The sequence below is a fragment of the Synechococcus sp. 1G10 genome, assembly GCF_002252625.1.
GTDB lineage: Bacteria > Cyanobacteriota > Cyanobacteriia > PCC-6307 > Cyanobiaceae > Regnicoccus_A.
In genome coordinates, this window is record NZ_NQKW01000011.1 from 36493 (window position 1) to 48770 (window position 12278).

At 56.3% G+C, this 12278-nt stretch carries 10 protein-coding genes; 2 read left to right on the forward strand and 8 right to left on the reverse strand.

Annotated elements, in window-relative coordinates; genetic code table 11:
• Positions 1 to 30 precede the first annotated feature (30 nt).
• From CJZ82_RS11010 to CJZ82_RS11025, 4 genes are all read right to left on the reverse strand, one after another.
• The gene (locus tag CJZ82_RS11010; RefSeq protein WP_094555824.1) at positions 31 to 396 is read right to left on the reverse strand and encodes a hypothetical protein; all 366 of its coding nucleotides are present in this window, start codon (positions 394 to 396) and stop codon (positions 31 to 33) included.
• A gap of 214 nt (positions 397 to 610) precedes the next feature.
• Positions 611 to 2995 (reverse strand): arylsulfatase, encoded by a 2385-nt coding sequence (locus CJZ82_RS11015; protein WP_094555825.1) that lies wholly within the window; start codon positions 2993 to 2995, stop codon positions 611 to 613.
• A 54-nt stretch (positions 2996 to 3049) separates the two neighbouring features.
• On the reverse strand, positions 3050 to 5410 hold the full coding sequence (locus CJZ82_RS11020; protein ID WP_094555826.1) for an arylsulfatase: 2361 nt from the start codon (positions 5408 to 5410) through the stop codon (positions 3050 to 3052).
• Between the two features lie 110 nt (positions 5411 to 5520).
• Positions 5521 to 6885 (reverse strand): sulfatase-like hydrolase/transferase, encoded by a 1365-nt coding sequence (locus CJZ82_RS11025; protein ID WP_094555827.1) that lies wholly within the window; start codon positions 6883 to 6885, stop codon positions 5521 to 5523.
• A gap of 250 nt (positions 6886 to 7135) precedes the next feature.
• Between CJZ82_RS11025 and CJZ82_RS17905 the strand changes: the two genes are divergently transcribed.
• Positions 7136 to 7480 (forward strand): hypothetical protein, encoded by a 345-nt coding sequence (locus CJZ82_RS17905; RefSeq protein ID WP_143593637.1) that lies wholly within the window; start codon positions 7136 to 7138, stop codon positions 7478 to 7480.
• Positions 7481 to 7797: 317 nt separating this feature from the next.
• On the opposite strand, the gene CJZ82_RS17910 is transcribed toward CJZ82_RS17905, so the two are convergent.
• Together CJZ82_RS17910 and CJZ82_RS11030 are read right to left on the reverse strand one after the other, a co-directional pair.
• Positions 7798 to 8886, reverse strand: coding sequence for a neuromedin U (locus tag CJZ82_RS17910; protein WP_143593638.1), 1089 nt, complete (start codon positions 8884 to 8886; stop codon positions 7798 to 7800).
• 248 nt (positions 8887 to 9134) lie between these two features.
• The gene (locus tag CJZ82_RS11030; RefSeq protein WP_094555828.1) at positions 9135 to 9638 is read right to left on the reverse strand and encodes a DUF1269 domain-containing protein; all 504 of its coding nucleotides are present in this window, start codon (positions 9636 to 9638) and stop codon (positions 9135 to 9137) included.
• A 142-nt stretch (positions 9639 to 9780) separates the two neighbouring features.
• Here CJZ82_RS11030 and CJZ82_RS11035 point away from each other — a divergent pair, with 142 nt between their 5' ends.
• Positions 9781 to 10767, forward strand: a complete 987-nt coding sequence (locus CJZ82_RS11035) for a helix-turn-helix domain-containing protein (protein WP_094555829.1) — start codon at positions 9781 to 9783, stop codon at positions 10765 to 10767.
• Between the two features lie 202 nt (positions 10768 to 10969).
• Here CJZ82_RS11035 and CJZ82_RS11040 read toward each other — a convergent pair whose 3' ends face one another.
• Positions 10970 to 11548, reverse strand: coding sequence for a hypothetical protein (locus tag CJZ82_RS11040; RefSeq protein ID WP_143593639.1), 579 nt, complete (start codon positions 11546 to 11548; stop codon positions 10970 to 10972).
• Between the two features lie 280 nt (positions 11549 to 11828).
• Positions 11829 to 12185, reverse strand: coding sequence for an amphi-Trp domain-containing protein (locus CJZ82_RS18680; protein WP_198949738.1), 357 nt, complete (start codon positions 12183 to 12185; stop codon positions 11829 to 11831).
• Between the last annotated feature and the right edge of the window lie 93 nt (positions 12186 to 12278).

Here is a 12278-nt window from a genome sequence, read left to right on the forward strand (position 1 = left end):
GTCGATCCGGGGCAGAGGATCAAGCAGTCCTCAAAGCTGGTCGGCGGTGAGCAACTGGTTGCCGCCCACAACCAACCCCGCAGGGCGACGGCTTCCGAGAGGGATCAGCGATCCAGCGCTGGATCCGTTGGTTGAGGGCCATCTGGCCCCGCAGCCAGAGGATGTAAAGCCCAGGGCCAGCAGAACCAGGGTCGTGCCTCGGATCCAGTCTTGGCGGCAGTGAGTGTTGCGGTAGCGCTCGAACGCGCCCCGAATCTGCAACAGGTAGCGCTGGGCCAATTGCTGGCGGCTGAGGCCAAAGCTGGCCGCGTTGCGGTCGTCGGAACTGATCTGGGGGTCGAACACCCCGTCCTTGAGCAGGCCGATGCAGGTTAAGTGAAGGCCCTCGGGGATCAAGCTGCGCGGGCTCGACTCTGTAATCGGCCGCCTGGGCAGAATCCTGCGGAACGTTGCCTGCCGGTGCTGTCGGTAGCGCCGCCACCGCTAGGGCCGTCGCCAGCAAGGGAGTAATGAGACCCCCATCAGTAGTTCCTATTCACTCACATCAGGTGGGAGTCACGGTGAGATGACACCAACCTGAGCTTCCCACTTCGCCAGAGTCAACCTGGTCTTACTGCCTGGCCAGTGCCACTTTGAGGAGCTCATCAGATGAGATCAGTCGATCCACATCCTTGGCATCCTTGTCGATGTCGATCTGGACCCAGTTCACCTTGCCGCTGAACTTGTTGGCTGTGCCGCGTGGGGTGGGATAGTCGTTGATCACGGGTGAGCCTCGGTCAAGCCCAATATCGAGGGTCTCAGTAAGGGTGAAGACGAGCGGCATGGTCCGATCCACTCGGCCTTCACCCGCCTTCTGGTCATCGACATACAGCGTGACGGTGCCACCCTTGGCCAACCCGCCACCATCGTAGGCAAACTCAATGCGCACCTGATGAATTCCGGGTGAAATCGGGATCGACCCTTCGATGGTGGAGCGCTCGAAGCTGAAGAAGTTGTAGCAGTACTTGAGTCTGCTGTCTCTGGCGTAGAGACTCCAGCCGCCCTCGACGCCACCCTGGGCCACGATCACCCCTTCGGCCCCCGATTCGGGCACAACCACCTCAGCGGTGATGGCATGAGACTTGTTCTTGGTGTTGATCACTGAGTTCTCGGAGAGTCGCTCCATACCTCCGAAGAGAACCTGCCGGTTACCCGTGATCAGCTGAGGACGGCCGGCAAGTTCGGAGTTGGCCCGCTCGGCCAAGCGATCATCCAGCGGCAGCACGTTGTACTTCGTCGCTTCGATCAGGAACAGCCGTTGCAGTTCACGCAACTTGTCCGGATGTTCCGTGGCGAGGTCGTTCGCCTGCGACCAGTCGCTGTTGGTGTCGTACAACTCCCAGACATCATCATCAAAAGCCGGGAGAGCCACGAATCCCGTCTCCCAAGGGATGCGATGGCGGGTGATCGCCGTCCAGCCCTTGTGGTAGATGCCACGGTTGCCAGATAGTTCGAAGTACTGTGTTTCCCGACGTTCTGCGGCATTGGCAGCGTTGAAGGAATAGGCCATGCTGACCCCTTCGATCGGGCGCTGCTGCGTTCCATTGACAAAGGCCGGTGCTGGCAGTCCGGCCACTTCCAGGAACGTGGGCGTCATGTCGATCACATGATGAAACTGGTTGCGTATCTCGCCTTTAGCCTGAATCCCATTGGGCCAGTGGACGACCGTCGCGACGCGGGTGCCCCCCCAATGGGAGGCGATCTGCTTCGTCCACTGGTATGGAGTGTCCGTGGCGTGGGCCCAGCCCGAGGAATAGTGGATGTAGGACTCAGGGCCACCGAAGAGATGCAGCCGCTCAGTTAAGGACTCGACCGTCTCCAGGCCAGGAAAACCCGAGAGCGGAGCGATTTCATTGAAGGCCCCGTTAATGGAGCCTTCAGCGGAGGCCCCGTTATCGCTGTAGAGCACATAGATTAATGTATCATCGAGAACACCCATGTTTTCGAGCCTGTCCACCAACCGCCCAACGTGATGGTCGGTATGCTCCAAAAAGCCGGCATAAATTTCCATCTGCCGTGCCAGAATCGGCTTCAACTCCGTTGGCATCTCTTCCCAAGAGGGCAACTGCGATGGTCGATCGGTCAGCTGGCAATCGGACGGAATCACGCCTAGTTGCTTCTGGCGGGTGAAAATCTCCTCGCGCAGTACGTCCCAGCCTTGGTCGAACTTGCCTTTGTATTTGTCCGACCATTCCGGCCCCACCTGCAGTGGGGCATGGCAAGCTCCGGGGGCATAGTAGATGAAGAAAGGCTTGTCGGGCATCAGGGCCTTTTGCTGGCCGACCCACTTGATCGCTTTGTCGGTCATGTCGTCGGTGAAGTGATAGCCCTGCTCCGGGGTTTTGTCCGCTTCGATCGGGGTGGTCCCTTCATAAATGGTGGGGTAGTACATGTTGGTTTCCCCGCCTACAAAGCCATAGAAGTACTCGAAGCCGTTGCCACCTGTCGGCCAGTGGTCGAAAGGTCCCATCGGGCTGGTTTCCCAGGGGGGGACTTCATGGCACTTGCCAAACTGCGCGGTCGAATAGCCATTGAGTTTGAGGGTTGTGGCGATCGTGGCGCAGCTCTTGGGCCGGACTGAGTTGTAGCCGGGAGCGGAGGTAGCAATTTCTGTGATGCCGCCCGCGCCCACGGAATGGTGATTGCGCCCGGTGAGCATGGCCGACCGCGTGGGAGAGCACAGGGCGCAGGTGTGGAAGCGCGTGTAGCTCAGGCCGTTCGCCGCCAGTTTCCCGATGTTGGGGGTCTGGCAAGGCCCACCGAAGGTGCTGGGGGCACCGAACCCAACGTCGTCCAGCATGATGACGAGGATGTTGGGCGCACCTGATGGAGGGCGCAGTTGCTGGATCGGGGGAAATCTCGTGTCTGGATCTTTCGCGTCGTAGGTGGTCAAACCGACGTGAAACTGATCAGGAATCGGCAGAATCGTGCGGTTGATGCCGTTCGGAGCGCTCATGGCTGATTTCCTCTGGTTCGTTAGTAACAGGCGGTATTCGGCGGTAGGTGTCGCTCAGTTAGCGCCCATGATCGCGTTAGCCAGCATCTCCTGGAGCCTTTGCTGATCCTCAGGGCTCAGCTTCTCCGGCTCCAGCACCACCATGAAACGATGCAATGTGCCGGTGAAGGCATAGGGCATCTTGTCCACATAGTCCTCCGATGTCGGCGTGCCGAGGTCCATGCCGATGTCAAAGGTCTCGTCGAGCGAGTAGCGCGCGATCGTCGTGTGCTCGACCCGGCCTTCGGCAATCTGTTGGTCGTCAACGAACAGCGTCGCCACGCCGCCCTTGCCGATGCCGCCGCCGTCATACTTGAACCTCACGCGGACGACGTGGTGCCCAGGCGGAATCCGCTTTTCGGAGGCCGTCTTGTACTTGTGTGCGGGCTGGTTGGAGTAGGCGGAGACGAAGCGCGGACGACTGTCGTCCAGCCATAGACTCCAGCCTCCGTAGCGCCCGCCGACCGTCGCGAGCACGCCGCTGGCGCCACCTGAGGGGATGACGATCTCGGCGGCGATCGTGAACGACTTGTTCTTGAAGTCGGGTGCCGCAGGCTCGGGGATCCGTACCGTCCCTGCGTAGTAGGTGTACTCGGTGCGGCCGCCCTGGAGTGTCGGCTTGATGCCCGGGTAGAACCTAGGCACGAAACCCGAATCGAGCGGGTAGACGTTGAATTTCTTCGCTTCCACGTCGAAGGCCGCCTGCAGTTCCTTGAGCTTCTCGGGATGCTGGGCCGCGAGGTTGTTCGCCTGACTGAAGTCTTCAGCCACGTGATAGAGCTCCCATTGGAAGTCATCGGGGTCGACCTCGGCCCTGGTCAGCCACGGCAGCCGCAACGGTGTGGTGCTGGCCATCCAGCCATCCTTGTATAGCCCGCGGTTGCCCAATAACTCGAAATACTGAACCGGGCGGCGCGTTGCAGCCGCCCCGTCGTCGAGGGAATAGATCATGCTGACTCCGTCGATCGGCTTCTGCTCGACCCCGTCGAGGACATCGGGCGGCGTGATGCCGGCCGCCTCGTAGATCGTGGGCGCGATGTCGATCACGTGGTGGAACTGCGAGCGGATCTCACCCAGCTGCTTGATCCGATCGGGCCAGGACACCACCAGCCCGTTGCGCGTGCCGCCGAAGTGCGACGCGACCTGCTTCATCCATTGCAGCGGCGAGTCCATCGCGTGGGCCCAGCCGACCGGGTAGTGGTTGTAAACCTTGGGCCCGCCGAGTTCGTCGATCATCGACAGCAGGAAGGGCAGGTCCTCCGGCACACCCTGAGCGGCGCCGACCTCGTTGGTCGTGCCCTGCGGCGTCGTGCCCTCGGCGCTGGCACCGTTGTCGCCCATCAGGTAGAAGATCAGCGTGTTGTCGAGCTGGCCTGATTGCTCCAGCTCATCGAGGATGCGGCCCACCTGGTGGTCGCAGAACGCGAGCGCCGCTGCGTACACCTCCATCATGCGGCTGAAGAGACGCTTGCGATCGGGATCAAGCGAGTCCCAGGCTGAGATCACGTCCGGTCGCGGCGTGAGCTTGGTGCCCGGCGGCACGATGCCCATCCGGATCTGGCGGGCCAGTGTTTCTTCGCGGATCTTGTCCCAGCCCTGGTCGTACTTGCCCTTCTGCTTGGCGATCCACTCCTTCGGCGCGTGGTGGGGCGCATGCGCAGTTCCCGTCTGGTAGTTGATCAGCCAGGGCTTGTCCGGCGCAACGGCATTGCGGTCGCGGATGAACTTGATCGCGTGATCGGCAAGATCGGCGTCCAGGATGTAGTCAGACTTGCCCGTTGCTGGTTGGATCGGGGTGATGTTCTCGTAGAGGTTCGGGTGCCATTGACAGGAGTCACCGCCCAGGAATCCGTAGAAGTACTCGAAACCCAGCCCGACCGGCCAGAGATCGAACGGGCCAGCCTGGCTCGTCATCCAGTCGGGCGTGTGATGAGCCTTGCCGAACCAGGCCGTGTTGTAACCGTTGGCCTTGAGCACGGAGCCGATTGTGCCCGCGCTCTTCGGCAGGATGGAGTTGTAGCCGGGGTAGCCCGTAGCCATCTCGGTGATCACGCCGCTGGCAACGGAGTGATGGTTACGGCCGGTGATCATCGCCGCCCGCGTCGGTGAACACAGGGCAGTTGTGTGGAAGGTGTTGTAGCGCAGGCCGGTGGCGGCCAGGCGCTCGAAGTTGGGCAGCTCAATTGGGCCGCCGAAGGGCGAGGTGGCTCCAAAGCCGACATCATCGGTGAGGATGATGAGCACGTTTGGTGCTCCCTTTGGAGCCTCGACTCCCTTGGGAAAGTCTGGGGTGGAGGCCTTGGCGGTACGGCCGATCGTTCCTTGGAAGGGTTGTTCCGGCTTGGGCAGGATGACCCGATCGTTCTCGTTCGTCATGACTTCTCCTTGGGGTGTGTGAAGGGGGTTTTCATCGTGAGTTGTTTAGATCTAGGGCCAGCATGCAGTTGGAAAGATTCCAAGCGATGGGGAACGGGTGGGTAGGCTGTTCATGGGCTCAATGCCTGCTTCGGGTTGAAGTCGAGCGGTGCGCCCTTGGGCACGGCGTCGCCCTGGAGTGATCGCCGGAACGCAGTGGCCCTGGGTGCAAAAATCTTATACATGACCCAGGAATGGAGCTGACCATAGTTGTAGGGCGTGTTCTCATCGGGATTCACCGTGAGGTTGTAGATGTGGGGTGTCGCCAGCTGCTGGATGGCTGCTGCGCCATGCTCGATGATGTGGGTGAGAACCTTGAAGTTGCGATAGCGCATGCCAACAAACAATTCATCGAAGAACATCCAGAAATGTTCGCGCTCGGAGTGGTCCTGAGCTCCAGACAAAAAGCTGGATTGATCGATTCCATCGAGCACTCGATCAGTTGGCAGCAGTTCCTCGTGGCCGATCAGGTGCAGAAGCGACGGGTACCAGTCGACGATGTGAAACATCTCATCGCTGGCACCCTCGCGGAGCTTGCCGGGCCACTGCGCGAGACCAACGGTTCGGTTGTTGCCTTCATAGGTGGAGAAGTAGCCGCCCCGCCAATTGCCCTGAGCCCCTTGATTGTTGGGAGCATGGAATGTGGTATCGCGGCCGTTGTCGCCGGCGAAGATCACGATGGTGTCATCGCGCACGCCAAGCTCGTCGAGCAGGTCGAGCAGGCGCTGAAAATCAGCGTCGATCATCTGAATGCAGTCGGCCACTTCGCCGCCATCGGAGGAGTCGAGGAAATCCTGACGCGGCAGCATGGGGAAGTGGGTCTGCGAGTGGTTGAAGTAGACGAAAAATGGCTCTTCGGCGGTCACGGCGTCGCGCATCCACCCCTCGGCCTTCTCGAGGAACTCCAAGTCGATGGTCCTGCGGACCTCAAGATCCAGGACCTTGATCTTCTCGAGATGGCCGGGCCCGGTTGACTCGATCACATGCTCGGGCTCAAGGCCGGCGCGCTGGAACCACTTATCGCTCGGCCACAGGGCCACATCCCAGGTCTCACCGATGCCGTACCAGTAGTCAAAGCCGTGATCGGTGGCATAGCGGCCGGGCTCATTGCCACAGTGCCATTTGCCGAGGATCGCATTGCGGTAACCGAGCTGCTTGAGCGAATCGGCCAGTGTCACCTCCCACGCCACCAGCCCAACTCCTGGCAATGCCGAGGTACAGCCGGTCCGCAGCGAATGGCGTCCGGTCATCAGCGCTGAGCGCGACGGGGTGCACTGGGCCTCGACGTTGTAATTGGTGAGCTTGAGACCATCGTCTGCGAAGCGGTCGATGTTGGGCGTCTTCGCGCCGATGGTGATGCCGCCGCCGTAGCAGCCGACGTCACCAGTGGAAATATTCTCCACATGAAAGAATAGGATATTCGGACACTTTCCCATGATTCAAGACTCTAAACTGATGGCTGTCGGGCCAGCATCTGCATCATAACTGCTGCATTCGTTGGCTTCATTAAATCTTGCTTAAGGCATCAAGTCCAGCGTATGTAGAATCGTTAAGCATGGCTGCCGGCGGCGCACGAGGTCCATTGATACGTCTAAAATAATTAGGTTAGCAATGTGCATTTATCTCAAGATAATGTGATACATTGCTGCCAAGTCAAATCAAACGCGCCGTTCTCGTAGCCGACAAATGGAATCAAATTCAGAAATCGTCAAGGCAGCAGATTCATCCTTACGAACTAATCATGTCACGGCTACCAATGGAATTGACGAAGTAACGGAAGCAGCTCAAGCGTTAATTGATGCGCTGCAGAGATTGGCGCAGAGCGAGATCCAATCTGTATCCGACCATACGGAGGAACTGTATCAAGGTATCGATAAAGCGGTGAAGAAACTCAGAGATGAACATGACCGTACTGTGCAAAAAGTTAGCAATCAGGTTGATGACATTGACGAACGCCTAACTGAAGCAGCCAAAGCGGCTTGGGCAATCCTCACCGCTCCTTCATCCAATTCCGAGTCTGCTTCAAGATAAAAGCATCTTGATTAGATAATACGTCTTGGCGGCTTTTGGGAGTCTCAGTTTGTGGGAGGCGCCGCAACAAGCCGCCATCAATTAATTCATCGCTAATGGAACACAGCGGCTGTAGTATCTCAGGAGAGAGCAATGAGTTTCCGGCAGCAGAGAGGCAAGATCTGCACCCGTTTCAGAGCGGATCTAGTACTTTACCTCAGCAGGGGTTCGCATGAATGTTGTGCGTCTTAGCTGCAAGTGTGATGATCGCAAGTATTCAGCATAGTTTTACCACTTGGATGCATTCCCAAGGCTGTACGATGAGGCGATGAGTAACTTTATCTCTTCGGGAAGAGTAGCCGAATCTCGAATCGGAGAGTCCAGTCAGGCGCGTTATCTGGTTTGACAACATTCACAAACCCTTGCGCAATAGCATTGACCTTTTGTCCGCCAATGCCAAAAACACGACCAATGCCTCCCCCAACAGGAACCAGCCACTGATTCCCCTTATCGGCCATAAAGTTAGCTTGTACAATGGGGCTACTGGTTAAATACCAGCCACTATTAAGATTATAATTTACAAATGGTTGAATCGTCAGTTGGCTCACTTCGAGGCGATTGCTATCTCCGCCAACGGACCAGACATTGTTGGCAACACCCCCGAAGACGAAACGGTCAACGACTGCGGTGAAGATCGCTGCTGGGCCGATACTCCACTTGCCTTGACCCAAAGACCTGCTGGTCGCCGTAGGTGCGACAAACGTTGGGCCAAAACCCCAATTGATACTGCTGGCGCGCTTGGGCGAAAAGTAGAATTGCGGTTGGATGTCACCTAAACCAAATCGATTCGAGTCAGTTTCACTGAATGGCGGTTGATAGATAACGGGTACAATAGTACGAGTAATCAGCACAACATCATTGCTAATTGAAATGGGAATGATCGGCTGGATCAGCATCACGTTTTGGGCTTTTTCTAGGAGCCCCGATCCAAGGTTAATATTGTTCTGAAACGGCACACTGATCATGTTAGCGATCGGATTCTGATTCTTCCTTGCTAGTACTGAATCACTATCTGAGTAGAGAGGATCAGAGAAGTAGTTTATTTGTGTGGTCGCCTTTGAATCTGGCGATGCCTGCAAGTCGCCGTCCGCTATGAGATGAGAGCCATTGCTGAGAAGTTCATCCTTTGAAACCGACAGAAATCCAGTAGATTTAAGCTCATCGGGGAGAAGGTCACAAGCAGAATAGTTAGCCTTGTATTTCATACGTTTGTGATCAGCACCATCTCTATTACTTTTGGGGCCTGACGCAGCAAGCCTTGCATGCGGAGCGAAGCAGGCTTGCCCCGTCTGCTGGTCTCTTTTGCCAATGGGCTGAGTAACTGATGATTGCGGTGTTAAGAAAGTTGCCTGAGCATGAACGGGCATTGACCAAATGAATGCAGATATAGCCGAACATGCAGCGAAGAGCCAACCCATTCTTAAGGGTGAGGCCTTAGCAATCAAGATGTGGCGAATTGACTCTCGTTGATAAGAGAATTGGCTATGCATTCTGATTTCAGCACTTGGATCAAGTCAGAGTTGTTTTGACTGATTCTTGATTCGGGTCTGGCTAGTCCTCGTCCGTGAAGACTGGCAAGGGAACAGAATTCTGTACCCTCGTGCTGACGATCCACCTAAGGCGTCGACGGAGAGTCTGCGGAGGCGAGTGCTTCACGCAGCTCTGACTCGCGCGTTTCGTCGAGCGAGGTGTGCAACACGACGCCACCGTGAACCTTGATCTCTGCCAGCACCTTGTCGGCAGTCATGTCCTGGACAAGAACAAACAGGGCGGCATCGCCAGGCTTGAGGGCTGCTCCGAGCTCCATCATGAACGCATCGTTGATCCCAACGTCGCTCAGCGCACCGGAGATCGCTCCCCCTGCCGCTCCGGCAGCCACACCCAAGAGTGGATTGAGGAAAATCATCCCGATCAGCAGGCCCCAGAAGCTGCCGCCAGCTGCACCGGATGCGGTGGTGTTGAACAGCTGATTGAGCTTCACCCTCCCCTTGTCGTCGCGGGTGACGATGACCAGGTCGTTGAATTTGATCAGATAGCGCGTCGCGAGGTCGAAGACAAGGTCGCGAACGTCCTCCGCCTTCTTTTCGGAGGGGTAAACAATGGCAACCAAGCTAGACATGTAAACTTTAAATTTTATCTTTACCTATAATGGCGTAATCAACACCAATCAAGTGGCCCCGTTCTTGCAATTTATTTCCGACAAGCCCGCAGGTGCCTTATGATCTCTTCATATTTGGTTTGTGGTTGACCTTCGGCGTGGCATGGACAGCCCTAACCCCGAAAAGAAACCCACAGAGCTGATCCTTCAGCGCTCCTATATCGATATAGATGATTTGGCTGCGAGCCTGGGTGCGCGTCGCTCCTTGCAGTTGATGCGTCTTGATATTCAGAGTTTCCAGGCCAATCTGACACTCGCGGAGTTCGATTCCTTCCAGCTGCTGGTGACAGAATCTGCCTGCCCCCTACATATCGTTGGCGATCGAGTCGGAGACTACCTCGATTTTGCCTGTATTCTGCGACCCGGAAAGGATCGGCCTGTCTCTCATAAGATACCCGTCAGCCTGGACATGCTGTTTGGCTTTGACCCCAGCCGGGGAGGAGACCTTGTCTTGCCGGCCAGTTGCAGAATGGCGGTGTTTCAAATCAAGCAAACAGTGTTTGAGGACTATTTGCAGATTATGAATCGATCAGATATTGATCAACGCTTCTTGTCAAGACATTGTATTCGCCTTCCAGCCGAGATGCCAGCCATCCGGGGCTATCTCAATCAGCTGCTCCATGTGAGCCAACGCCATCCCCATCTTCTGCGTCAACCCCATCTGCAACGACTGGTGCTTGAAGACTTCCTGCAACTGTTGGTCAGCAGCTTGCCAGCTCCAACTCACAAACAGTTCTTGTCCCCAAAGCCTTTTCGACGCGCTGAGCTTGTCGATCATGCCGTAACGCACATGAGAGCCAACGTTAGTCGAGCACTGACCCTCAAGGATCTCTGCATGGCATTGAGTACCAGCAGTCGAGCCCTTAATTATGGATTTAATGAGGTGTTTGGAACCAGCCCCATGGCCTACCTCAAATACTTGAGGTTGCATAGTGTCCGCAGAGCCCTGCAGGCAGCGGATCCAAGCGAAGCCACCGTGTGGTCGATCTCCACGCAGTTCGGATTTTGGAGTAGAGGGCATTTTGCGAGTGCCTATGCTGAGCTGTTTGGCGAGACTCCCAGCGCAACATTGGCGAAGGCTCGGCTGTGATTGTAGTACTTAAAGTATGGCTTTTAGCTGTCAAACTCTGATCAATCTTAGTCCATACTGGAGTGATTGAATTCCTGCGAACCAGGCCGATTCTTCCAGTCTTGGCCGGGCCCACAGGGGCGCAATAAGTCAAGCAAGTGGATGAATCTATGATTAGTTCTATAAATTAGCTCTCCACCCTTGAAGGCTCCTTGGGCGCTTCTCAGCCTGCCTGATTCAGCCACTTAACATAGGGGCTGCGGCGAACGTCGAAATAGTGCGACAACACCTGATACCAACTGAGCAGTGTCGTCACTAGCAGCGAGCCTGCAATCCGATCCATAATTCCAAGCGTCCACTCTCGAACAGCAGGATCTCTCAGCCCGCCCACCACAATGCCTCGAAAGGCTGGGAAGGTGGCTGTCAAGAGAAGGGTGGAGACGACGATGGAGAAGGCACCGACGATGCTCTCCGCACGACGCTCGCGTAGCGCATTGAAAAAGCCCTTGGAGGTGATCGTACCAACGATATGTGATTGTCCTTTTGTGCTTAACAGGTACACGTGTCTTTCGAAGCGAAGTCGCTTCGATCGCCTTAGGCCCCTCGATACGATATGCAGCCTGCCCACGATTTCTTCAACGCTGCTCATCAGACGTTCGGGATCGTCGTTCACTAGTCGGAAGACGTAGCTGTTGTGTTCCGGATGACTGACAACACCCCCTGTTTTGGTGCGATAGTGTTGAATTGGATACTTGAGAGAGGCGCGGGCTGAGTTATTTTCAGCCTCTGACAGATTCTGCATGGCCTGCTCTGCTGCAGCAAGAAGGTCTAACTCCTCTGAATCGCTTGGCCACCAACTAGCTGCTAAAAGCAGCTCCTGGAGAGCCCTGGGTGCGACTGAAGTTGTGAGCGTCAGCCTGACTTGCACATTACACCTCGGCTTCGGCCGACAATGACCTCAAGAGGAGGCGCGATGACTGATCCCGAGGCAATGCTCTGCCTATGGAATTCCACCTTTTTGCGCCGAGGATGCCTGTTCATTAGCCTGTCCATAGGCGGAGAAACTGATAATCAGAAGTAGCTCACTCTCTGGACCACTTCAGCTGAAACTCAATTTCTTCGTCTTCCTCCGAACGTTCGTGTTCAATGCTGAATTTGGCACGAACTGGTACATAGATGCGCTCGCCTGCAATCTGGATCTCGAAGCGCTCTCCACTCTCAATGGCATCGGCCAGACGCCGAAGCTTGGCAACGACATCGGCCTTTGGGTAATCTTTCTCAACATCTCGTTGTGGCTTTTTACCCATTGTTCCAGTCTTTGATTGATTGTTTTGCGAAGACACGCTGCTCATCATTAATCGGTTCCAAGGACTAGACGACATGGATACTACACAAGAGTGCTGGGGCTGCTCATCTGTTTCAGCCAGTTTTGGCGCCATTACCACTTTGCTTGATGAGACCCCGCAACAGCTTCCCTTCCGTTAGCACAGCTCAGACTTGGAGGGAGGGTGTTCAAGTCTCCGAGGCTGAGT